General features: G+C 27.5%; 23 protein-coding genes and 1 riboswitch. Of the genes, 6 read left to right on the forward strand and 17 right to left on the reverse strand.

What is annotated here, in order from left to right:
- The first annotated feature begins 156 nt into the window (after positions 1-156).
- On the forward strand, positions 157-654 hold the full coding sequence (locus tag CHF27_RS09810; protein ID WP_095406782.1) for a prolyl-tRNA synthetase associated domain-containing protein: 498 nt from the start codon (positions 157-159) through the stop codon (positions 652-654).
- 85 nt (positions 655-739) lie between these two features.
- On the opposite strand, the gene CHF27_RS09815 is transcribed toward CHF27_RS09810, so the two are convergent.
- The 3 genes from CHF27_RS09815 to CHF27_RS09825 all read right to left on the reverse strand — a co-directional run bounded on the left by CHF27_RS09815 (position 740) and on the right by CHF27_RS09825 (position 3,271).
- Positions 740-1,528, reverse strand: coding sequence for a serine hydrolase (locus CHF27_RS09815; protein WP_243444997.1), 789 nt, complete (start codon positions 1,526-1,528; stop codon positions 740-742).
- A gap of 16 nt (positions 1,529-1,544) precedes the next feature.
- On the reverse strand, positions 1,545-2,840 hold the full coding sequence (locus CHF27_RS09820; protein WP_095406783.1) for an SLC13 family permease: 1,296 nt from the start codon (positions 2,838-2,840) through the stop codon (positions 1,545-1,547).
- 176 nt (positions 2,841-3,016) lie between these two features.
- Positions 3,017-3,271, reverse strand: a complete 255-nt coding sequence (locus CHF27_RS09825) for an RING finger protein (protein WP_095406784.1) — start codon at positions 3,269-3,271, stop codon at positions 3,017-3,019.
- 230 nt (positions 3,272-3,501) lie between these two features.
- On the opposite strand from CHF27_RS09825, the gene CHF27_RS09830 reads away from it, so the two are divergent.
- A complete protein-coding gene (locus tag CHF27_RS09830) occupies positions 3,502-5,415 on the forward strand; it encodes an OPT family oligopeptide transporter (RefSeq protein WP_095406785.1) in 1,914 nt (637 codons plus the stop codon).
- 75 nt (positions 5,416-5,490) lie between these two features.
- On the opposite strand, the gene hypA is transcribed toward CHF27_RS09830, so the two are convergent.
- The 11 genes from hypA to CHF27_RS09885 all read right to left on the reverse strand — a co-directional run bounded on the left by hypA (position 5,491) and on the right by CHF27_RS09885 (position 16,171).
- On the reverse strand, positions 5,491-5,832 hold the full coding sequence (gene hypA, locus CHF27_RS09835) for a hydrogenase maturation nickel metallochaperone HypA (RefSeq protein WP_095406786.1): 342 nt from the start codon (positions 5,830-5,832) through the stop codon (positions 5,491-5,493).
- A gap of 26 nt (positions 5,833-5,858) precedes the next feature.
- Entirely contained in the window at positions 5,859-7,232 is a 1,374-nt protein-coding gene (locus CHF27_RS09840) for a nickel-dependent hydrogenase large subunit (RefSeq protein ID WP_095406787.1), read from the reverse strand.
- Between the two features lie 21 nt (positions 7,233-7,253).
- Entirely contained in the window at positions 7,254-8,120 is an 867-nt protein-coding gene (locus CHF27_RS09845) for a hydrogenase small subunit (RefSeq protein WP_095406788.1), read from the reverse strand.
- Between the two features lie 18 nt (positions 8,121-8,138).
- Positions 8,139-8,945 carry a ferritin family protein gene (locus CHF27_RS09850; RefSeq protein WP_158534747.1) on the reverse strand — a complete coding sequence of 269 codons (807 nt, stop codon included), beginning with the start codon at positions 8,943-8,945 and terminating at the stop codon, positions 8,139-8,141.
- 8 nt (positions 8,946-8,953) lie between these two features.
- Entirely contained in the window at positions 8,954-9,406 is a 453-nt protein-coding gene (locus CHF27_RS09855) for a hydrogenase maturation protease (RefSeq protein WP_095406790.1), read from the reverse strand.
- A gap of 19 nt (positions 9,407-9,425) precedes the next feature.
- Entirely contained in the window at positions 9,426-10,433 is a 1,008-nt protein-coding gene (gene hypE / locus CHF27_RS09860) for a hydrogenase expression/formation protein HypE (protein WP_095406791.1), read from the reverse strand.
- On the reverse strand, positions 10,433-11,542 hold the full coding sequence (hypD, locus tag CHF27_RS09865; RefSeq protein WP_095406792.1) for a hydrogenase formation protein HypD: 1,110 nt from the start codon (positions 11,540-11,542) through the stop codon (positions 10,433-10,435). Before hypD ends, hypE begins: the two co-directional genes overlap by 1 nt.
- 10 nt (positions 11,543-11,552) lie before the next feature.
- A complete protein-coding gene (locus CHF27_RS09870) occupies positions 11,553-11,771 on the reverse strand; it encodes a HypC/HybG/HupF family hydrogenase formation chaperone (protein ID WP_095406793.1) in 219 nt (72 codons plus the stop codon).
- Between the two features lie 4 nt (positions 11,772-11,775).
- On the reverse strand, positions 11,776-14,070 hold the full coding sequence (gene hypF / locus CHF27_RS09875; protein WP_095406794.1) for a carbamoyltransferase HypF: 2,295 nt from the start codon (positions 14,068-14,070) through the stop codon (positions 11,776-11,778).
- A gap of 7 nt (positions 14,071-14,077) precedes the next feature.
- The gene (gene hypB / locus CHF27_RS09880; RefSeq protein ID WP_095406795.1) at positions 14,078-14,740 is read right to left on the reverse strand and encodes a hydrogenase nickel incorporation protein HypB; all 663 of its coding nucleotides are present in this window, start codon (positions 14,738-14,740) and stop codon (positions 14,078-14,080) included.
- A 132-nt stretch (positions 14,741-14,872) separates the two neighbouring features.
- The gene (locus CHF27_RS09885; protein ID WP_095406796.1) at positions 14,873-16,171 is read right to left on the reverse strand and encodes a DEAD/DEAH box helicase; all 1,299 of its coding nucleotides are present in this window, start codon (positions 16,169-16,171) and stop codon (positions 14,873-14,875) included.
- A 467-nt stretch (positions 16,172-16,638) separates the two neighbouring features.
- Positions 16,639-16,734, forward strand: a riboswitch (guanidine-I (ykkC/yxkD leader).
- 56 nt (positions 16,735-16,790) lie between these two features.
- On the opposite strand from CHF27_RS09885, the gene CHF27_RS09890 reads away from it, so the two are divergent.
- Entirely contained in the window at positions 16,791-17,153 is a 363-nt protein-coding gene (locus CHF27_RS09890) for a hypothetical protein (RefSeq protein ID WP_095406797.1), read from the forward strand.
- A 160-nt stretch (positions 17,154-17,313) separates the two neighbouring features.
- Here the strand turns inward: CHF27_RS09890 and CHF27_RS09895 are convergent, their stop codons facing one another.
- On the reverse strand, positions 17,314-17,997 hold the full coding sequence (locus CHF27_RS09895; protein ID WP_095406798.1) for a DUF4097 family beta strand repeat-containing protein: 684 nt from the start codon (positions 17,995-17,997) through the stop codon (positions 17,314-17,316).
- A gap of 253 nt (positions 17,998-18,250) precedes the next feature.
- Between CHF27_RS09895 and CHF27_RS09900 the strand changes: the two genes are divergently transcribed.
- On the forward strand, positions 18,251-18,943 hold the full coding sequence (locus tag CHF27_RS09900) for a response regulator transcription factor (RefSeq protein ID WP_095406799.1): 693 nt from the start codon (positions 18,251-18,253) through the stop codon (positions 18,941-18,943).
- A 235-nt stretch (positions 18,944-19,178) separates the two neighbouring features.
- Positions 19,179-20,387, forward strand: a complete 1,209-nt coding sequence (locus CHF27_RS09905; protein ID WP_158534748.1) for a HAMP domain-containing sensor histidine kinase — start codon at positions 19,179-19,181, stop codon at positions 20,385-20,387.
- Positions 20,388-20,585: 198 nt separating this feature from the next.
- Here CHF27_RS09905 and CHF27_RS09910 read toward each other — a convergent pair whose 3' ends face one another.
- Positions 20,586-21,923: an MATE family efflux transporter gene (locus CHF27_RS09910; protein WP_095406801.1), complete on the reverse strand. Its 1,338-nt coding sequence runs from the start codon at positions 21,921-21,923 to the stop codon at positions 20,586-20,588.
- 311 nt (positions 21,924-22,234) lie between these two features.
- Between CHF27_RS09910 and CHF27_RS09915 the strand changes: the two genes are divergently transcribed.
- Positions 22,235-22,732 carry a YbaK/EbsC family protein gene (locus CHF27_RS09915; RefSeq protein WP_095406802.1) on the forward strand — a complete coding sequence of 166 codons (498 nt, stop codon included), beginning with the start codon at positions 22,235-22,237 and terminating at the stop codon, positions 22,730-22,732.
- Positions 22,733-23,012: 280 nt separating this feature from the next.
- Here CHF27_RS09915 and sstT read toward each other — a convergent pair whose 3' ends face one another.
- Positions 23,013-24,239, reverse strand: coding sequence for a serine/threonine transporter SstT (sstT, locus tag CHF27_RS09920; protein ID WP_095406803.1), 1,227 nt, complete (start codon positions 24,237-24,239; stop codon positions 23,013-23,015).
- Between the last annotated feature and the right edge of the window lie 490 nt (positions 24,240-24,729).

Genomic DNA, 24,729 nt, shown 5'->3' on the forward strand with positions numbered 1-24,729 from the left:
ATCTAATTTTGGTGTTATTTCCAAATTTAGAAATAATAATAATTCTTTTATTTACTATTCTATAAATAATATTTAATATTGTTTTGTATCAATATCTTTGGTAAATAATATATAATAAGTTATATATAAAATATTAAACCATAAGGAGGTAAATCCTTGATAGGAACAGATGAACAAAAAATATATGACCTACTAAAAGAATTGCAAATTGAATATACACGATATGAGCATAAGCCAGTATACACAATAGATGAAATAAAAGAACTAAATTTAAATGTACCAGGTATCCAACTAAAAAATTTATTTATTAGAAACAAAAAAGGTAATGAACATTACCTTGTAATAGTAGAAGAAACTAAAAAAGTAAATTTAAAAGAATTGTCTAAAAAAATAGGTACTTCAAGTTTATCATTTGCCTCTGAAGAAAGACTTTTTAAATACTTAGGAGTTGCTTCAGGTTCTGTAACCCCTTTTGGATTAATTAATGATACTAAAAAATGTGTTAAAGTTTTTTTAGATAGAGAAATATTAAATTCTGATAAAGTTAGTTTTCATCCTAATGTTAACACCGCAACAGTTTTAATAAGTTCTTTGGATTTTGAGAAATATTTAAAGTCATGCCAAAATGAATTTTCTTTTATAGAAATTAATTAGTAGTATTTATTTTTTAACTTTGTTTAAATTAATAAAAGGAGGTCTTAAAGTTTTAAAGCCTATTAGAGCCCTCCTTAATTTACATTTAGATACTATTTTCTTTTATAAAATTTTCATAAACTAACTTTGATATTTTACCTATAACTTCCCTTCCATTCTTATTTGTATCTAAATTTTTAGTTAATATGCATATAATATAATTCCCTAATTCATGATATACTATTCCTACATCATGCTCTAACTTATCTAAATCGCCTGTTTTATGAGCAACAACAACATCTTCTGGCATATATAGAGTTAGTCTATTCCCAACTTGCTGTCTTTTTAATATATCTAAGGCTATTTTACTGAAATTTTCATCTATAAATTCTTCACTATAAATCTTATTTAAAATTTTAGCCATTTCTTTTGGAGTTGTTGTATTTTCTCTTCCATTTTTAACCGCTTCTGAATCCATCATTTTTCTTCTTAATTTAGTATATTTAAGTCCCATATCGCTTCCAATTTTGTTGACTGCATCCATCCCTACTAAATCTATCAATATATTAGTTGCTGTATTATCACTTAATATTATCATAAGTGTCATTATTTCTTTTATAGTAAATTGATGATCTTCATCTAGTTCTTTTAATATTCCATCTCCTTCACATACTTTATCTCTACTTAAAAGTATTTTATCATCAAAATTTATTCTACCTTCTTTTATTTCTTTCATAACTGCACCCATTATAACAAGCTTTATTGTACTTGCTGATGGATACACCATATTTTCATTAATTTGTATATTTATACTTTTATCTAATTTCTCTATCACTACTCCAATATCGCCTTTGGATTTATTTATTATATTATTTATATCACTATATAAAGTCACAATAATACCTCCCGTTTTATCCTAAAATTGATCTTATTCCTACTAACAATACTGTACATATAACTACTGTAACTCCTAATTTAACCATATTTTTCAAGTCTTTAGATCTAGCCAATCCCATCTGTCCTAACATATCAGCTTCTGGGTATGCAAAAGATGTTATTTGAGATCCTACTAAAAGAATCATAGCCCATAATCCTGGTGATATATCCAAAGAAGTTACTATATGAGCAAACATTTTATCCATTACTACGGATTGAGCTACTGCTGCTCCTCCTATTCCAAAGATGCCAGTTAATGTTGATACTAAAGAAAAAACAATTTTATTCCCTGACTCAAGTAATGGTTGTAATAAATTTACTAATTCTGTAAAAGCTCCTGATTGTTCTATAAATGTTATAAATGGAGTAAATAACACAAACATTATAAACAACCAAACCATTCTAGAAGCTCCTTCTACTAATGTCTCAAATATAGTATTTATAGGCATTTTAGCTACTATACCTGTTATTAATGCTGAAATAAACATAACTACAATAGCGTATGATGCTCCACTTTTACTATATATACCATATATTACAAATACTAATATAGTGATTATAAATGCTAAAGTTGCATTTTTTACTTCTTTAGATTGTTCATTTGATGTATTTACGCTTTCTATATTTTCATACATATATATGCCCTTAGTATTTTTTTGAATTTTATTTGCCATGATATAAGTAACTATTAAACACACTATTGTTACAGGTATTCCAGCTGATAATAAATATTGACCATATGGTAGATGAGTTAATTCCATTATAGTAACAACTTGTGGAGAAAAAGGCCCTATAAACATACCTGTAAGTCCTGCTCCCATAAATACGGCTGCTAAAACTGACGGTGTTAGTCCTATAGATGCTACTAATGGTATAACTATTGGAGCTATAATAGCATTTGCTCCAGCTAGAGTTCCTAACAATGCACACAATAACATAGATGTAATCATTGTTGCTATTATAGCTTTTCTTTCTGTATTTATTCCTATTTTTTTCATTACTGTTATAACTAAATTTTCTGCAACCCCTGTTTTTCTAAGAATTGCTCCTAATGCTGATCCTAGCATAATTATAAATCCAATTAATCCTAAAAATGATCCTAGTGATTCTCCTATAACACTACCCATTGAAAGTAATGGCTGTTGTGTTAGTATTGCTGTAATTACAACACATATTAAAACATTTAATATTGGATTTATGTCTTTAAACGCAAATACTATATAAAGTATTAACGGAATTAAAGCTATTAATGGAGACATATTAAATAGCATAAAATCTACCCCCTTAAATGAATTTTTCTTATTATCAATAATTATTCATTTTCATATATATATATTCATTTATATTCTTATACAAAACAAGTAAATTTTCATATTTTATCCATTTTTCAATGATAAAATTAAAGCACTATGATAACTTATTAAGTTATCATAGTGCTTTAATTTAATTATCTATTCTTAGGTCTTAAATCTGATTGACTTAAATGCTTTCTTATAATATATGATGTACCATCTTTTTTAAATTCAGCTTCATAAGAATACCCATATTTATCAACTTCATAATAATCTAATATCTTTACCATATCTCCTGATTTTAAAGATATAGTTTTAGTATTGGTTTCACTTCCATCAATATGAGCTTTAAGTCTTCTATTTTTTGCTATATAAGCAATATCATTTACATCAAATTCTCTTTTTATCATGTTTTCTCCTTAAATGTATCTTAATAAAAAACTCTTATACCAAAAGATACAAGAGTTTTACATTTATATATAATAACACATTGATTCTATTGTAACAACCTTATCATATAAATTCCATCTTTTACGTCTACTAAAGTTTAAATAATATGTAAATCTTGTATATTGAATAGAGTTAGTATACTTTGTAAAATATAATAATGAAAATATATCAAAAAAGGAGATCTGTCATTATGAATAAAAAATTACCTAAAGAAGCCTATGGCGGGGTGTCTGGAAAGGACTATATACCTTATATAACAGACAAGTCTAAAACTGGGTCAAATTTTACAGTATTAATTATAGGTATTGTTTTGGCCGTTGTTTTCGCAGCATCTACTGCCTATTCAGGAATGAAAGCTGGACTTACAGTAGCTGCTGGCATTCCAGGTTCTATAATAGGTTCAGCATTTATAGGAGCTCTTGCTCGTGAAAAGGGAATCCTTGGTAAAAATATCGTACAAGGTATGGCAAGTGGTGGTGAATCAGTTGCTAGTGGTATGATATTTGTATTACCTGCTATTCTTTTAATTAATAGTCAAGTCACTCTTTTAGAAGGCTTAGCTGTTGGTATTGGTGGAGTTCTATTTGGTATAGGCGTTTCAGCACTTGTTCATAATTATTTAATTATTGAAGAACATGGTAAACTTATGTATCCAGAGTCCATGGCAATATCTGAAACACTTGTTGCTTCTAATGCTGGTGGAGAATCAATGAAATATATGGGGATTGGATTTGGTATAAGCGGTATTATAACTATACTAACTGCTTCATTCTTAAATTTAACTAATAATGTTATAAGCTTTATAAGTGAAACCTTTTATAAATGGAAATTCGAGGTTGAAGTTAATCCTCTTTTATTAGGAATCGGATTTATAGTAGGAATTGAAGTTTCTTTAACTATGTTTGCAGGTTCTATATTATCTAACTTCGGTATTATGCCTTTAATAGGTTACTTTGCTGATATGGCAGCAAACAATTCTACTGTATGGAACAATCCTGCTATGCCGATTAATCAAATGCCTGTAAATTCAATAGCAGGTAGCTATGTCAAATATATAGGTGCTGGTATGATGCTATGTGGTGGTATTATAGGTGCAATAAAACTTATCCCAACTATTATAGCATCTGTTAAAGAAACACTTAATGCAAAATCTTCAACTGGAAGTTCTTCATCTATGCAAACTATTATTTTATTAGCTGGTATTGTAATTGGATTTTTAGGAGGATTCTTAGTTTCTGGTAACTTTATTATGGCAATTGTTGGAGCAATTATTTCTTTATTATTATCACTATTATTTGTTATAGTAGCTGGGCGTTTAACAGGTACAATAGGAACATCAAATCTTCCAGTATCTGGTATGACAATAGCATCTTTAGTTATTGTAACACTACTATTTGTTATAATGGGATGGACTAGTACACAAGATAATAAATCATTACTTTTATTTGGTACTTTTATAGTTGTTGCTATATCTATAGCTGGAGGATATTCTCAATCTCAAAAGGTAACTTACATTATGGGTGGTGATAAAAATGAAATGCAAAAATCTTTTGCAATAGCTGGTATAGTAGGTGTAATTGTTGTTGTAGGTACTATATTATTACTTTCAAATCAGCTTAAAATTACAGGAGATAATGCTCCATTTGCTTTACCTCAAGCAAACTTAATGTCAACACTTACTTCAGGTATTATGTCTGGTCAATTACCTTGGGTTATGATAATTGTTGGTGTATTTATTGCAATAGTTTTATACTTCTTAGGGCTTCCGATTATGACTGTTGCTATAGGGTTCTATTTACCAATTGCAACTACTTCTATAATTTTAGTTGGAGCTTTAATTCGTTTATTCATTGAAAGAACTTGTAAAACTGAAGATGAGAAAGAAGTTAAAGTTTCTAACGGTATAAGTTTATCATCTGGACTTGTTGCTGGTGGTTCTATCTTAGGATTAATAGGTATCATCTTGCAAGTAATAGGAGTTATAAAAGGAAATGTACCAAATGGATTTGCTGCTAGCAATACTATGGCAATAATTTTACTTATATGCCTTGTTATTTTCACAGCATTACCTATTATCTCATCTAAAGTAAAAAATGATGAATAATAATTATCATTATGAAATTTTAAAGTAAAAAATACCCTAATAAACATTTAAATTTTTATTAGGGTATTTTTATATTTATTCTCCTTCAATTTGCCATACCATAATTTCATATCCACTAGTTATATTACTACTATATCTATTACACTTTGGGCATAATTTATTTGTAAAATCTATAATAAACTCTTTATTACAATAATTACATAAAGCCTTTGCTTTTATTTTTTCTATAATTAATTCTGCATCTTCACATATTGTATTTTTTTTTAATGATTCAAATGCAAATTTCAAAGAACTCTCCTCTACGCAAGTAAATTCACCTATCTTCATGAAAATTTTATCAATTTTTTTTATATTATTCTTTTCACCATTTTCATTTGCTATTTGTAAAGTATCATATACTATAGATATTTCATGCATATTATTTCTCCTATACATTACATATTCTAGACTATTTTTATAGTAAAATTTGAATATTTATCACTTATTATATGAGCTGCACAATTTAAACATGGATCAAATGACCTTACTATCCTACCTATTATTGTAGGTGCTTTTCTTATATCATCTATCTTAGTTCCCACTAATGCTTGTTCTACTGGACCTCTAATTCCCTTATTATCCTTAGGAGATAAATTCCATACTGATGGTGTTATTACTGTATAGTTTTTAATTACCTTATTTTCTATCTCTATCCAATGACCTAATACACCTCTTGATGCTGATATCAAAGCCATACCACTAGCTGATTCTGGAATTTGAATTTGAATTTGATAAGCCTTTTGTAGTCTAATTATTTGAAGTAAGCCTTCTAAACTTTCACATATTTTCTCTGATTCTAATACCCTTGCTACTAATCTATCCATAACCGATATACTATCTTTGTAATGACCTCCAATAATCATTCTAGCTAAAGGTCCAACTTCCATAGCATATCCATTGTACCTAGCTGCATTTACCCAAGTATATGCATCTTCTTTATTATCATTTGAAATTTCCCATGTATATTTAACGTTTTCTGTTATATTATTTGCATCTAAATTTTCAATATTTCCATTTATAAGTACTCCACCCTTTGAATATTTTACAGGCATATTTTCATCATAAAATAAATCAGTTGACATTAAATTTCCATATCCTCTACCTATATCAAAATACTCCTCATAATATTTAGTTATAGTAAAAATATCTGGCATAAGACTAGTTTGTATGAAGTTTTTAATTTTATATAAAATAGATTTAATTTCTTGATATTTTTGTATATCTAAATTAGTAGTAGTTCCACCTACAAATATTCCGTGGCAGTGAGGTGCTTTCCCAGACAAGATAGCTATAGCCTTATGTGCTAATCTGCTGTACTCAATTGAATCGATATAATGACTTGCTATAACTGAATTTATATTTTTAGGTAACCTATAATCAAATTTTTCTCTATCTCCATCTTTATAAAGAGGATTTATATCTTTTAATTCTACATAATCAGGAAATACAAACTGATAAATATGTCTTAAATGATTTTGTAAAAACTCAAATCCATTTGTTAATTCCCTTATAAGATTACCATTTGGATCTGGTATTATATTAAGAGCATTTTCTAAAGCCTTTGAGGATACTGTTGCATGATGTGTAGAACATATTCCACAAATTCTAGGTGTCAATCTTACAATATCAAGTGGAGGTCTTCCCTTAAACATTTCTTCAAAACCTCTAAATTGCATTCCGCTACTTTTTGCATCTACTATTTCATTATTTTGTATTTCTACTTCTATTTCAAGAAGTCCACTTATTCTAGTAACTGGGTCTATACTTATTTTTGTCATAATCCCCTCCTACTTTAATATTTAGAATCTTACAAATGGCTCCATATCATCTGGAAATCCTTTAGCTGCACAACCTATACAAGTTGTATTGTCTCCTATTGGCCAGTTATCACTTTGATTCCATCTATTTACTGGACAAAGTGTCTTTGTAATAGGTCCTCTACACCCCAATTTAAACATACACTCTTTATCTCCAAATTTAGTTGCAAATACTTCATTATCAAAATAATATCTTCTTTCACAATTGTCATGGATTGTTATTCCATAGAAGGTAACTGGTCTTTGTTGATTATCAAGTTCTGGTTTTCCAAAGGAAAGTATATATCCTATAGTCCCTAGAATCCATACTGGATTAGTAGGACAACCAGGAACTCTTATTACATTTTTATCTCTTAGAGCTGTTGATACATCTACCGCTCTTGATAAATTAGGTCTAGCAGCCGTTGGCCCTCCAAAAGATGCACAAGTACCTACTGCTATTATATATTTAGCCTTAGGAGCTATTGTTTTTAGTAGCTTCAATGCGCTTATTTTTTCTCCCTTATATGTTGCAACTATAGCACAGTTTTCTTTTAGTGGTATTGCCCCACTTACTATAAGTATTAAATCTCCATCACTTTCTAATGTCTTTAGTATTCTCTCATATGCATATTCTCCTTGATCTGCCATTATGCTACTAAAAAATGTTACATTAACCATTTCTTTTAGAAAATACATTGCATCTGGATCTTCTCCATTTAAAAGTGATATTATCTGTCCAAAGCATCCCGAAGCTTCTAACCATATACAATTTGGTTTTTTTATTTTTTCTTGTCTTATAGATTCTATAGCATTTTTTATCATAGGCATAGGTATATGATTTTTGCTTTCTCTAACTGGACATTTCATTTATATTCCTCCATTACTTTATTCTTTTAAATATCCTACTATAGGTAGCTTTTCTTTAATCTTATCTATTTTAGTAGCGTGACATGTTAGAAATTCTTCTGTGTGATCTTCTCCTGCAAATAATCCATAGTGACTTCCTCCACCCCATGCTCCTATATTACTTACATCATATACTATTTTATCTATTACAACATAAGCTGGTCTTCCATTTTCTCCGTTATAAAATTTTTGTAATTCTTCGATTGTAAATAATTGATTTGGCATTATATTTTCATTATTAGAAGTTAGTTGTTTAGTTGTATTCTTTGGTCTATTTGATTTGCCATTTTTAATATTGTTATAAATTTCTGTTAATTCTTCTATATGTTCTTTTTCATCTAATATGATTAATCTAAGTATTTCTTTTATATATTTATCATCTATAATATCTAAATGATGTTGGTATTGTATTATAGCATTTTTTTCTCCTTGTATATTTACTTTTATAATTTCTAATAACTGTTTTTCATATTTTATATAATTTGGGCACCACCACACCCTAATATTATCATCTCTGATTATTCTATATTTAGGGTTTATCCCAAGAAGATTTATAAGCTTTGCAAGTATTCTTAAATGTACAATTTCTTGCTTGCCTATATCCCCTAAAACTTCTGCTATTTCTTTATAGTTTTCAAATAAAATTCCTTCGTGATTAAAATATTGTGTAGAAGCTGTAAGTTCTGAAATTGCTCCTGAATAGTCTTGTAATAATAATTTTGCATAATATAAATTTTTTCCTTCAACTTTAATTTCTAGATTTTTTTCATCTAGTATATATCCCATATTATTCCTCATTTTCTATAATATTTTTTAATCATATCTAAAACCTCTTTACATATATATTCAAGTTTATTGTAAAGTTTTTCTGATAAGTTCAAAGAGTAATCTACTTTTTCTATTTCTATTCCTATTAAATACCCTTTTATATATGGCTTTTCTTTTCTTAAAATCTGAAATAAATTTTCTTCATGTAAAGATATATTATCTGAAATAAATTTATCACATTCTTGTAATTTAAAACAACTTACATTTCCTGGTTTTTCATTGAAATAAGTGCTATCTACTATAATTACCAAATCATCTTTTTCTATTTCATTTAGACAATATAAATAGTCTGTTTCTCCTATTATTACTTCTATATTTTTTCCTAAATCTAGTATTTCATTTTTTATATTTTCTACTATGTAGACCCCTATGCCATCATCTGCAAGTAATATATTTCCTATTCCAAATACCTTTATCATTAAATTTCCTTCCTTTTTACTAGCATATCCTTGGTAAAAGTTCTCCGTGAGCCATTTGTAATATTTTTGTTGCTCCTAATGTAGTTTTTATATATAAGTTGGCATTAATATCATTTATTACTTCACCTATTATACTTGCATCTTTTCCTAGTTTATTTTTTCTCATAGCTTCTAGAACTTTATCTGATTCCTCTTGTGATACTATACATACTAACTTTCCTTCATTTGCAACATATAGTGGATCTAAACCTAGCATCTCACAAAAGTTTTTTACATCATCTTTTATAGGTATATCTTCTTCATTTAATATCATACTTTTATTTGTACTAATTACTATTTCTTTTAAAGTATTTGCAAGTCCTCCTCTTGTTGGGTCTCTCATTATCTTTATGTTTTTACTTGCATTTATCATATCTATTATTAAATAATTAAGACAAGCACAGTCACTTTTTATTTCACTATCTACCTCAAAAAATTCTCTTTGTGTCATTATGCTAGTTCCATGATCTCCTATGCTTCCACTTACAATTATCTTATCACCTTGTTTTATATCAATTACTTTTGGTTCATAGTCATTATCTTTTATTACTCCTATTCCTGTGGTGTTTATATATATCTTATCGCACTTTCCTCTGTCTACTACCTTTGTATCTCCTGCAACTATTTTTACCTTTGCATATTTTGCAGTATTCCCTATTGATTTTACTATTTTCTCTAAATCACTTAATAAAAATCCTTCCTCTATTATAAATGCAACTGTAATATAAAGAGGGGTTGCACCACTTACAGCTAAGTCATTTATTGTTCCACACACCGATAACTTACCTATATCTCCACCTTTAAAGAATATTGGATTTATAACAAAGCTATCTGTCGTAACTGCTATCTTACCATTTATTTTATCTATTATACTTGAGTCATTTTTTTGAAGAAGTATATCATTATTAAAATATTTATAAAATAATTCTTCTATTAGTTTATTAGTTTCTTCTCCCCCACTTCCATGTGATAAAGTTATTTGATCCATTATATATTATCCTCCAATACATATCTATAAAAGTTTGCACAGGTTCCTTCTTGTGACACCATACATGGCCCTATTGGATTTAGTGGTGTGCATTTGCTTTTAAATAATTTACACTGAGTAGGTTTTTTTACTCCTCTTAATACTTCTCCACACAAACACCCATTTATATGATTACTTTCTTCTATATTTAATTTAAATTTATATATTGCATCAAATTGTTTATACTTTTCTTTAATTTTAAGACCTGTATCTTTTATATTTCCAAGTCCTCTCCAATTACTATTAGTTATCTCAAAAACTTCATTTATTACATTTTTAGCAAGTTTATTTCCATTATCCCTTACCGCTCTTTTATATTGGTTTTTACATTTATATTCTTTATTTTCTATCATCTCACAAAGACTATATATAGCATAAACTATATCAACATGTTCAAATCCAGCCATAACCATAGGCATATTATTTTCCCTAGCTAACTTGTCAAAATCATCTGTTCCAATCACACTTCCAACATGACCTGGACATATAAATCCGTCTATATAAGCTTTTGGGTCTAATATTAATTTCTTCATTGCATTAGGCATAGTTTTTAGAGAAGATAACAAACTAAAATTATTTATATTACTTTCATATGCTTTTTTTATAGTAAGTCCAATTATAGGTATAGTAGTCTCAAATCCTACACCCAAGAATATTACTTCCTTTTCTTTATTTTTATTAGCTATATATATGCAGTCTAGTGGAGAATATATGGAAACTATATTTGATCCATTTAATTTTTCATTACTTAAAGAGCTCTTGCTACCTAAAACTCTTAACATATCTGAAAATGTACATATTATAATATTCTTATTTTTAGATAAATCTATAGCACTATCTACATAACTAGTGTCTGTAACACATACAGGACATCCTGGTCCTGATAATAAATTTATATTCTTAGGAAGTAACTTATCTATTCCATTTTTATAAATAGACATAGTATGTGTTCCACATACTTCCATTATATTAACTCTTTTATTAATATCTCTTCCCTCAAATTTTTTGTATATCTTATTTATTAATTTTTTAGTAATATCAACATCTCTAAACTCATCAACATACTTCATATTTTCCACCCTAAAATTCATCACTTATCATTTTAAATACTTCTATTGTATCAAGCGCATCTTCTTTACTTATTTTTTCAACAGCACATCCAGCATGAACTAATACATAATCTCCTACTTGTATATCCTCAATAAAAAATGTATTTACCTTCTTTTTTATTTTTCCAAAGTCTACTAAAGATTCTCCTTCATATATCTTTACTACTTTAGCAGGTATTGCTACACACATCTTATTACCCCCTGTTACTACCTATTATTAGTTGACCTATTGATATAGAACTATCATTACATGGTAAAAGTTTATGAGTTAATACTTCAAATTTCTCATATTTAAGTTCATTATATAAATTAATCAAAATTATGTCATTTTGAAATACTCCTCCACTTAAAGCTACCTTATTTATATTGTATAAACTTCTCAAATTTTTACATATTTGAAGGCTAAATTTAATTACAGTATTATGAAATTTCATAGCTATAATAGATTTAGATACATTTCTTTTTAAATCTTTTAAAATTTCTTTTATAATAGAATTAATATTTATAATAAATACTTTATCTATATAATCTATTTCAAAATAATAATAATCTTTTATATATAGATTTTCTTTTGCTAGATTCTCAAGTTCTATACATGCTTCTCCTTCAAATGTTACCTTGTCCTTAAATCCAAGTATAGCTGATACTCCATCAAATAGTCTCCCCATACTGCTAGTTAGTGGACAATTTATATTAGCTTTCAACATGGTTAATATAAATTTATAATCTTTATCTTTTAGATACTTTAAATTATTGCTTTCCAACTTTTCATATTGTAATTTACTGATTAAGCTTATAGCCATTTTCCATGGTTCTTTAGTTGCATTATCCCCACCTGGCATTTTCATATATTCTACATGTCCAACTCTTATAAAGTTTTTATAATCACATATAAAAAATTCACTTCCCCATAAGTTTCCATCTTCCCCATATCCAACACCATCAAAAGCTAATCCAATAACTTTATCTTCTACATTATTTTCAAACATACAACTAGCTACATGTGCATGGTGATGATATACTCCTATCTTTTCACAATTAAATTTACCTAAATAATTTTTATCCCAAGAATTTGGATGATTATCGTAAACTATTTTTTGAGGATTTATATTGTATATATCCATTAAATGATTAATGCTAAGTTTATAATTATTTAATGTTTCAATAAAACTCATATTTCCTATATACTGGCTCATAAATATATAGGATTTTTTTGATATACTAAATGTATTTTTTAGTTCACTCCCAAGTGCTATTATACTTCCTACATCTTTTTTAAAATTCATAGGAGCATACCCTCTTGCGTTTCTTATTACCCTTTCTTCATTAAGTACTACTTTTACAACGGAGTCATCTACTGGTATATATATGTCTCTATTGTGAATCAAGAAGTAATCAGCTATATTTTTCAGACTATCTAGAGCTTGTTTATTTTCATATATTATAGGTAGTCCGCTTATATTTGCACTAGTCATTACAAGAATATCTAAATCATTGTCAAAGAGTAAAATGTGTAGTGGTGTGTAGGGAATCATTACCCCAAGTGTAGTGTTTTTATATGATATATTATTTGGTAGGTTATTATTTTTTTTATTAAGTATCAAAATTGGTTTTTTAGTTCCTAATAAAATTTCTCTTTCTTTGTTATTTATTTTGCAATACTTATTAACTATATCTATATCTTTCATCATTAAGGCTAATGGTTTTGACTTTCTATTTTTTCTATTTCTTAAGGTTTGTATTGCTTTATAGTTTTTTCCATCACAAGCTAAATGAAATCCACCTAAGCCTTTTATAGCTATAATTTTTCCTTCTTTTAATAATTCTTTTACTTTTTCAATTATACTTTCTGTTTGTATATTTTCTGCTTTATTTTCTACTTTTTCTTTAAAAATCACTTCTTTACCATATTTATCTAATAAGCTAAGACTTGGTCCACAATCACTACAACAAGTAGGTTGCGCATGAAATCTCCTATCTAATGGATTTTTATATTCGTTTTTACACTTATCACACATATCAAAGTGTTCCATAGATGTTTTATTTCTATCATATGGCATACTTTTTATTATTGAAAACCTAGGTCCACAATTTGTACAATTAGTAAATGCATATTTATATCTTCTTTTATCACTTTTATTATTTATATCATCTATACAGTCTTTGCAAATAGCAATATCAGGTGAAAGTAGCGTTATTCCATCTTCTTTTATATCACTATTTATTATTTCAAAGTTTTTGTAATTTCTTAGCTTTTTATCTTGTACAAAAACTTCCTCTATTTTTGATAACTTTGGAGAATTATCCTTTATATTGTATAAGAAATTATTTATAGCTTTTTTATTACCCTCTATATTTATATATACTCCACTTGGTGCATTTTTTACATTACCTTTTAAATTATTTTCTAAGGCTAGCTTGTATACAAATGGTCTAAAGCCCACCCCTTGAACAACACCATTTACTATTACATATTTACTCTCCATCATCTATAACTTAATCTCTCTTCTTTTCTTTAATTTTTTCTATAAAATAATCACTTAAATCATCTATTCCTTCACTATCTCTACAAGAAACTTCAAATACCTTAATATCTTTATTTAATGAATATATATCTCTATAAAACTCATCTTTATCAAAATCTGTAAAATCTATTATATCTATTTTATTTAATATAATTACTGAAGAACGTTGAAACATAGAAGGATATTTTAAAGGCTTATCATTTCCTTCTGTAATACTCATAACTAAAACCTTCATATCTTCACTTAAATCATACGATGCAGGACATACTAGATTTCCAACATTTTCTATAACTAAAAAATCTAAATTGTCAATATTTACATGAGTTAATGCTTTCTCTACCATAGAAGCATCTAAATGACATGCTCCATTAGTATTTAATTGAACAACATCTATATTGTGATTTTCTATTCTTTTTGCATCTTTTACTGTGTACAAATCTCCTTCAATAACTGCCATATTATACTGTTTTTTTATATTAACTATAATTTTTTCAAGTAATGATGTTTTTCCTGATCCTGGAGATCCTAATAAATTTATAGTGCATATTTTTTTATCATTTAATAGCTGTCTGGTTTTGCTAGCTATTTTATCATTGTTTTTTAGTATACTTTTATCTATAATTATTTGTTTCATAATATTTCATCTCCTAAGTAATAGTTTTGCTATATATTCTATGATAGCTTAATAATACTTATTCTCAAAAACTGTAATGAGACTGTAAATAAGTTTGTTTTTAAACAAACCTACCTACAGTCTCGTATTATTTTATTTATTATCAGCTTTTTTATTAGCTGGTTTTTTTCTTCCATTCGAATTCCACTTTTTTGTGTTTGCTCGATTTTTATTACCACTCTTATTTTGACTACCATTATTTCTATTATTATTTCTTCTATTATCTCTTTTAACTACCTCTGCAACATCATTAGCACTACCTATAAAAGCATGTTCCTCTACAACTTCTATTTTCTTCTTTATAAGCTTTTCTATAGCCTTATAAAGTTCTCTTTCTTCCATAGAACAAAATGCTATTGCAGTACCAGTATTTCCTGCTCTCCCTGTACGTCCTATTCTATGAACATAAGTCTCTGCAACTTCTGGTAAGTCATAATTGATTACATGTGATAACTCATCTATATCAATTCCTCTTGCAGCTATATCTGTAGCTACTAACACTCTAATTTTTCCATCTTTAAAGTTTTTTAGTGCAAGCTGTCTTGCATTTTGAGACTTATTCCCATGAATAGCTGCTGCTTGTATTGATGAAGCCATAAGATCTTCAGTAATCTTATTTGCACCATGCTTTGTTCTAGAAAATACAAGTACAGACTCCATAGACTTATCTTTTAATAAATCTATAAGTAAAGCTCTCTTTTGCTTTTTACTTACAAAATAAATACTTTGCTTAATAGTTTCAGTAGTAGATGATACAGGTGCAACTTCTACCTTAACTGGATTTTTGAAAATAGAATCTGCTAACTTTGATATTTCTTTTGGCATAGTAGCTGAGAAAAATATATTCTGGCGTACTTTTGGAAGATGGCTTATTATTTTCTTTACATCATGAATCATTCCCATGTCTAACATACTATCTGCCTCATCTAATACAAAGTACTTTACATTATTTAACTTAAGGAATTTTTGACTATATAAATCAAGCATTCTACCTGGAGTTGCTATTAATATATCTACTCCCTCTTTTAATGCTTTTGTTTGAGGATGTTGAGATACGCCTCCGAATATAACTAGATTTTTTATATTCGTATGTTTTGAGTAAGCTGTAAAACTTTCGCCAATTTGAATAGCTAACTCTCTTGTAGGGGCTAATATCACTGCCTTTATAGTTCTTGGTTCTTTTGATGATTTCTTTTCGTTATATACTTGTTGTAATATTGGAATAGCAAAAGATGCTGTCTTTCCAGTACCAGTCTGTGCACATCCTAGTAAGTCTCTTCCTTCTAATAATGGTGGTATCGATCTTGCTTGTATTGGAGTAGGCTTTGAATACCCCTCTTCTTTTAATGCCTTTTGTATAGGCTGTATTATATCTAAATCTTTAAATAACATTGTATCTCCTTCTATATTGCTTATTATATTAGTGTAATTATTTACAGTGTAAAAAAAGAAACACTTCTTATGCTCAGCGACAATACTCAACATAAAAAGTGTCTATCATATATATTATACATCATTTTCCCCAAAATAACATTATATTTTTTAATATTTTTTCCATCTTCTAGATTCTAAATACTTCTTTTTCTTCTTCTAAACTAAAAAAAACTCTTCATACCTATCATCTTTTTTAGATACTATGTCACTACTAATTTCATACATCTGTATATATAGTTTGATATAGGAAACTGACCTAAAACAGTATAGTTTTTTATAAATAACGTGCCTATATTATAAGATGATATATTCTTTTTTTTAATTCAAACTAGTCGTATTTTGTGAAGAAATAATATTGTGTTGATTTAAATAGTATGTTACACTAAAATTCATATATAGTTTATCTTAAAAATCACAAAATATATAATTTAGTTTTCTAGGGTTCCGCAATTTATAGTTGGCAGGTCCGAGAGAAAACGCACAGTTAACTGTGTACACGGAAGGATAAAAGCCTGGGAGATATTGAATAATATTTCTATAGGCTTTTTTTAATTATTCTAATCTAGGAGGTATTTTAATGAAAAGTTTTGCCATTGAAGATTCTTTTTGGAGTCTATTTCCTAATGCAAAAATCGGAATTGTTATTTGTCATGGCATAGATAATTCTAAAAGACCAATTGAAGGATATACACTAAAAGAATATATTTCCAATATGATTTTATTTAATAAACAATATAAAGGCAAGTTTATTTTAGAAGTAACAATTATCAAGGGCTATAACGACACAGAAGAATCTATTAATAAGATAAAAAACATTATTAATAAATTATCTCCAGACAAGATAATTATTGAAAGAATAAATGATGAAAAGTTTAAGAAAAAACTTGGCGTATCTGATGAAAGACTTGATGAAATTTCAAAAGTATTACTAAATATTTAGCTAAACTAATTTACAATTTTCTTATAAGACACATCAAGGACTTACTTTTAATAGTAAGTCCTTTTAAAAAAAATCTGCATCACTTACAGTATATTTCTCCCCAAAACATTCAATCCAAATTTAGTAAAAACCTCCGTTATTTATGATATGATTCTCCTTATCAGTTTCCACTTATAGTTATATTACTGTCTGAAGATGATAAATTAATATTTTTTTCCTTTATTGAAGAGTCTACATTTGAAGAAAGATTATTAGTTACTTTCCCTAATCTTGATTCAGCAGATAAATTAAATTTTTCATCTTTAGGTAGTTTTAAATTTATATCTCCTAAGTGTGAATTTACAGTAATATTACCACATATATCATCTAAAGAAATTGTAATATTGCTGTTTTTAACATCACATTCTATATCTTTTGAGTTTGAGTTTAGTATATTTATTTTGTTTAACTTGGATTTTATATATAATTTATTCTTATAACTTTTCGGAATATCAATATCTATTTTTTCAGTTATACCTCCTCCAATACATACTATATCTTTTTTATTACCTTCATTAACATATAAAATATTATCCTCTATCTTACTTTCGACTAATCCATAGTCTCCACTCACATAGCCTTTTTTGATTTTAGATATGTTGCATTTTATCTCCTTCGAATCAGACGTTGTAATATTAATAGCAAAATTTCCATTTAATGATATCTCCTTTAAATTTACTATTTCTTCCGAAGTAAAAATTCTTTGTTCATTAGTTGTTCTATCTGGTAACAAAAATACTATGCCCCAACCTAATGAAACCACCACCAAAATAGCCAATAAAACTTGTAATATTCTTTTTATCATAACTTTGCCTCCTAAATTTAAAATATCCATCTTAATTGTGCTAAACTCTATCTAACTTGTTCTGTAAAATTCCTTTATGAACCAAAGTATATATCACTAAAATTAATCTCTTATTAATATAAGCTTAATGAAATATAAAAACTAAAATCTAATTTTGTTATAATAAAATTGAATTAGCTGTTAAACTATGGTAGTTTAATTATTGATAAGCATTATAATAAAACACAAATATATCAAATAAGAGGTGAAAAAATTGAATTCAGTTTTAGTTGTAGACGATGAGAAAGAAATTGTAGAGCTAATAGATTTCTATTTAAAGAATAATGAATATAATACATACAGAGCATTTAATGGTAAAGAAGCATTAGAAATTTTTGAAGAGGAACAGATAGATCTTATAATATTAGATATAATGATGCCTAAGCTTGATGGAAAAGAAGTTTTAAGAAAAGTTAGGAAAAAAAGTAATACACCTATAATATTTTTATCTGCTAAAGGTGAAGATATCGATAAAATTGATGGGTTATTCCTTGGAGCAGATGATTACCTTGCCAAGCCCTTTAATCCTATAGAGCTCATTGCAAGAGTTAAAGCTCTTTTAAGAAGAAGTACTGTACTTAATAATCAACATGAAGAAAGTGCAAACATAATCATTAATGAACATTTAAAATTAGATGAAAAAACTTGCAAAGTATATAGAAATAATATAGAGCTTCAGCTAACTTCATTTGAATACAAGCTAATATGCTTTCTTATGAAAAACAAAAATAAGGTTTTTACTAAAGGTCAATTATATGAACAAGTATGGGGCCAATCTTATCTTGGAGATGAAAAAATTATAATGGTTTATATAAGTAAGTTACGAGATAAAATAGAGGATAACCCTAAAGATCCTAAATTTATTAAAACCATAAGAGGCCTTGGTTATATTTTTGAAAGTAAGTGATGTTATGAAGATAAACTTTAATATTTTTAATAAAAAATTAGATGTAAAAGGCTTTCTTATCATAAATTATTTAATAACTTTTTTAATATTATATATAATTATGCAGTTATCGTATAAATCCTCAACCTTTATTCTAGAAAAGTTTATTTTTAATAATGAACAAATTAATATTACATCAATATCCACATACTATAATAAGAATTTTAGTCAGATAAAACTAGGAATTCTCTCAGAAATGGGTGCTTGGGAAGAAGTTCTAGATGAAAATAAAAAAGTAATTTATGTAAAAGGCGAAAAGAAAGATGATATAATGCAATATACTGAAAAACAACTATTTGAATTAAGTTCTTCTATAGGAGATTCACCTGAAAATCCTTATGTTGGAGAAGTATTGCCAGTGGAAGGTAAAAATGGAGAGCACTATCTTTTTCTTTGTAAAATTGATAGATTAAAAGTTAAACATTCATTTATATACAAGCCTAATTTTTCTAGTAAATCAGATAGCTTTCTTTCTTTAAAAACCTATGGTACATTATATTTAATTCAAGCTCTTTTATTATTAATAGGTATATATATTTATAGTGCTATAAGTTCAAAATTTATAACAACTCCTCTGAAAAATTTTGTAATCAGTATAAAAAATTTCAAGAAACTTGATTATGGTACTAGGTCTACTCTAAAAGGTTTAAATGAGCTTCAAGAAGTTCAAAATGAATTTAATGAAATGGTAATAAAGCTTGAGGAGGTAAAAGAAGAAAATAAAATAATTGATAAAAGTAAGAAAAGACTTTTAGTTGACATCTCCCATGATTTAAAGACTCCCATAACATCTATTCAAGGTTTCTCCAAGCTTTTATTAGAGGAAAATATAACTATTGAAGAAAGAGATAAGTTTTTAAAAATAATACATAGTAAGGCAATATATTCTGCAGTACTTATTGAAGATCTATTTGAGCTTTCAAAACTAGAGGATTCTGCATACAAACTTTCCTTAGCAGAACTTGAATTTAATGAATGGCTAAGATGTATTATTGTAGAATATTATGAAGAATTTCAAAATAAACATTTTAACTTAGAACTTAATATTAGTGAATCTTCTATTATATTTAAATTTGATAAAAAACTAATGAAAAGAGCAATTTCTAATATTTTTAACAATGCTCTAAATCATAATGAAAATTATACAAGTTTAAAAATTGAATCTTATTTAAAAGATAATGATTTAATCTTAAAAATTGGCAGCAATGGAGATGCTATTGATAAATCCATAAGTGAGACGATATTTAATCCCTTTGTAAAATCAGACAATAGTAATTCCAGTGGAAGTGGCCTTGGGTTGGCTATAACAAAAAAAATAATAGAAAAACATGGTGGAAGCATAAAACTAATATCCACTGAATTTGAAAAAATTTTATTTGTTATTTGCATACCTATTAAATTTTAGATTTTATTAACGTTAAATCATACAATTTATATTATAGTATTTAAATAATCTTACTATCATTTCATAGTAATTATATTATATTTTTAAATATAATATAATTACTATGAAATTCAAATTTTCTTAATGGAATCTTTTATACCCTCTTTATATATTCCACCATTATAACATAGAATTTTATCTATATCATAATTTTCCTATTTAATAATTTATTATTTCAACATTCTTTTGTTCTTTTGATTTTAATTTAGTTAAAAACATTATTGCAGTTATTGTTGTTATAATCTCAGCAAATGTAAATGATAGCCATACACCATTCATTCCGAAAAATGCTCTAAGAATGAATAAAATAGGTATAATAGCTATGCACCCACGCATTATAGAAACAACAAAAGCACTCTTCATTTTTGCTGTTGCGCTTAAAAATGCTGCTATAATAATATTATATCCAGCAAAGAAAAATCCAGTAAAGTATAATCTTAATCCACTTGTAGCAATAGGAATTAACTCTGAATTGTTTTCGCTGTTAAAAACAACAATGATATTATCCGATAAAAGGAACGTCAATATATATATAACAGTTGCTAGACCTGAAGATAAAATAATAGCATATTTTAATACTCGCTTAATCAATATACTATCATTTTTTCCATACCCCTCACTTAGCAGTGGCTGTATTCCTTGTGCAATTCCTGTAAATATTGAAATTACTACAAGCGCTACATTTGAAACTATTCCATATGCCGCTACTCCTACAATTCCTGTAAGATCCAATATTACAAGATTAAATAGAATAAGAACAAGTCCTGATGAAATTTCGGTAATAAATGCTGACAAACCAAGTCCCAAAATACTTTTTATGATTTTTATATTTACCTTACATTTTATAAATTCAAAATTATTTTTTCGCTTTACAAAATATGATGACAAAATACAAAGACTTATAATCGGTGCTAGTCCTGTAGCAAAAGCCGCCCCAAACATTCCCATTGAAAGTGGAAAAATAAAGATGTAGTCAAGAACAATATTTGAAAAACTTCCTGTAAGCATAGCTGCCATAGACAATCTTGGATTTCCATCATTTCGTATAAATGCAAGCATTATATTGTTTAGAATAAAAAATGGTGAAAAGCAAAGTATTGTTGTTAAGTAATTACTCGCCATTGTTAATGTAGTACCATCTGCTCCAAGTAGCTTTGCGATTGATGTTGATAAAAATATTCCTATAATAAGCAGAATAATGCCTACAACCATTCCTATAATCACAGTGTTAGAAAAAATTGAATTAGCCTTTTCATCTTCATTTTGTGACTTTAAAATACTATATTTTGTTGCACCTCCAATACCAATCATCAAGCCTGCACCATTTATGAGGCAATAAATTGAAATAGAAAAGTTAAGTGCAGCGAGTCCATTTGATCCAAGTGCCTTGGAAACAAAAAAAGTATCTACAAGAATATAACATGACAGTCCTATCATTCCTATAACATTAAGACTCACATATTTTAAAAAGTTTTTTAGTACGTAGTATTTATTCATATAAAACCTCCCATAAAAAAATGCCCAGACAACATTCCTCCTAAGACCTAATGGAATGAGTTTGAGCACTTTGATTTGTTTTACTCGGTAGCAAAACAAAAGTGTTTATTTTTTTATATATTTAAATAATATCATGCATCTACTAGTTTTTCAATATATAAACCTATTAACACTTTAATTTATATTATATAGTGTTAATTTTAATATTCTATACATTAGTTACTTAGCACTCATAAGATTATATTATGGTTTGAAAATATAGATAAAAGGAAAGAATTTAGATATAATTATGTAATATGGGAGGGAATTAAATGAAAAATATTTTCAAAATATTAGAAGATTTAGAAGTGAATTTTAAAAAATATGAGCATGAACCTGTTAAGACTTGTGCAGAATCAACTGCATTACTACCAGATGATATCCCAGGAGTAAGAACAAAGCATTTGTTTTTAAGAGATAAAAAAAAACAAAGCTATTTTGTAGTTGTAGTAAATGAAAATAAGTTAGTAGATTTAAAAAGCTTATCCAATCAATTAGGTGTAAAAAGTCTAGGTATGGCTTCTGAAGGAGAACTTCAAGAATATTTAAATGTAGAAGCTGGAGCTCTTTCTATGTTAGCATTTTTAAATGCAGAAGATACTACGGTAAGGCTTTTAATAGATGAACAAATTTGGAATGAGAAGGCATTTGACTGTCACCCTAATGTAAATAATATTGTATTGTCAATAAATAAAGAAGATTGGTTGAAAATATTTAATTATATCAAAAGAACACCTGAAGTTATCTTTATTCCTAAAAAACAATTATAATTATATCCTTTTAAAGACTTTTTACTATAAAATTAGCTTAAATAATAAAATTTTTTGGGTAAAAGCAGTATTAAGTTAAGACTGTGAAAAAACATTCCTATATTATGAAACAAGGCCAATAAATTAATTTGCTGATCTTTATATTACTAATTCTTATGCTAAGTATACATTTTTATCTAAATCAAGATAATTGTACTTCACATAATAAATCACAAAAAAAATCCAAGGAATTAATTATTGCCCCTTGGATTTTTTATATTTATATTAATTTCTAGACAAACTAGATTTTAATTTTTTTTCCTTCTTTGCGCCATTTTGTAAATTCAGCTACAGCTGTAAAAAGTACATCTGTTGATGAGTTAAGTGCAGTTTCACAAGAGTCCTGAATAACCCCTACAACAAATCCTACACCTACCACCTGCATAGCTACATCATTTGAAATTCCAAATAAACTACATGCAAGTGGTATTAGTAATAATGAACCTCCAGCTACTCCTGAAGCACCACAAGCACTTATAGCTGACAATATACTCAATATTATTGCCATACCCACATCAACTTTAATTCCAAGTGTATGAACTGCTGCAAGTGTTAATACTGAAATTGTAATAGCTGCACCTGCCATATTAATAGTTGCACCTAATGGAATTGAAACTGAATAAGTATCTTTATCCAATTCTAGTTCTTCACATAATTTCATATTTACAGGTATATTTGCAGCTGAGCTACGTGTAAAGAATGCTGTAATTCCACTATCCTTCAAACATTTAAATACTAGTGGATATGGATTTTTACGTATACCCACAAATGAGATAATTGGATTAACTACAAAAGCTACAAATAACATGCATCCAACTAATAAAACAAGTAACTGTCCATAGCTAAGTAGAGATTTTATACCCTGTGTAGCAATAGTATCAAATACAAGACTCATAATACCAAGTGGTGCAAAGTTAATTATCCATCTAACTATTTGTGATAATGCGTCTGAAACATTAACTATCATCGTTTTCGTAGATTGAGGAGCATTTTTTAATGCAAGACCAAGAAGTATCGCCCAAGACAATATGCCTATATAGTTAGCATTAAAAAGTGCTTTTACTGGATTGTCAACAACATTCAATAATAACGTTTTCAGAACCTCTACTACACCTCCAGGTGGTGTCACATTCTCAACACCTGCTCCAAGTGTCAATGTTACCGGGAACATAAAGCTAGCTACAACAGCAACAACTCCTGCTAAAAATGTACCTAGAAGATAAAGAACTATAATTGATTTCATATTAGTTTTCTGACCACTTTTATGTTGAGAAATGGCAGACATTACTAAGAAAAATACCAGTATAGGTGCTACAGACTTTAGTGCACCTACAAATAATGAACCAAAGATAACGATTGGCTTTGCTGTATCGGGAATCGTTACAGCTAATATAACACCAACGATTAAGCCTATTATAATTCTTTTAACTAAACTGATTTCATTCCATTTGTTGATTAAATTTCCCATTTTCTATTCCTCCTTCTTTGTAGTTTAATACTATTGCAATTACATATTATCACAAATTTCGATTTTTTAAAACATAATTTATTAAATGTTTTTAATTTTTTTTATTTTTAGACATTTTTGTATTTAAATTATTAATTAACATTTCAAAACATATAAATAAATCAATTTCTAAATATTCTAAGCTAACTTTTTAATACTAATTTAACCTAATCACTGCAAAATCTATTTCTGAAGTTGCTAATTTATGTAGCGTTACTAAATAGATTTATATTTTAGTTTAATGTTGGGCTATTACTCGACCCCTCTAATCCTAATTTTATATATTTTCCTTATATTATTCCGTTTCAGTTAAAATAGGTCCAAATTCATGTCATCTTTTAATAATATAAATTATATGAATAAAAATCACAGGGAGTGACATAATGCAAACAATAATAGAAGTCAAAGATCTTACCAAGAACTTCTACAACAAACAAGGCGAAATAGAAGT

The sequence above is a fragment of the Romboutsia maritimum genome (assembly GCF_002251085.2).
GTDB lineage: Bacteria > Bacillota > Clostridia > Peptostreptococcales > Peptostreptococcaceae > Romboutsia_B > Romboutsia_B maritimum.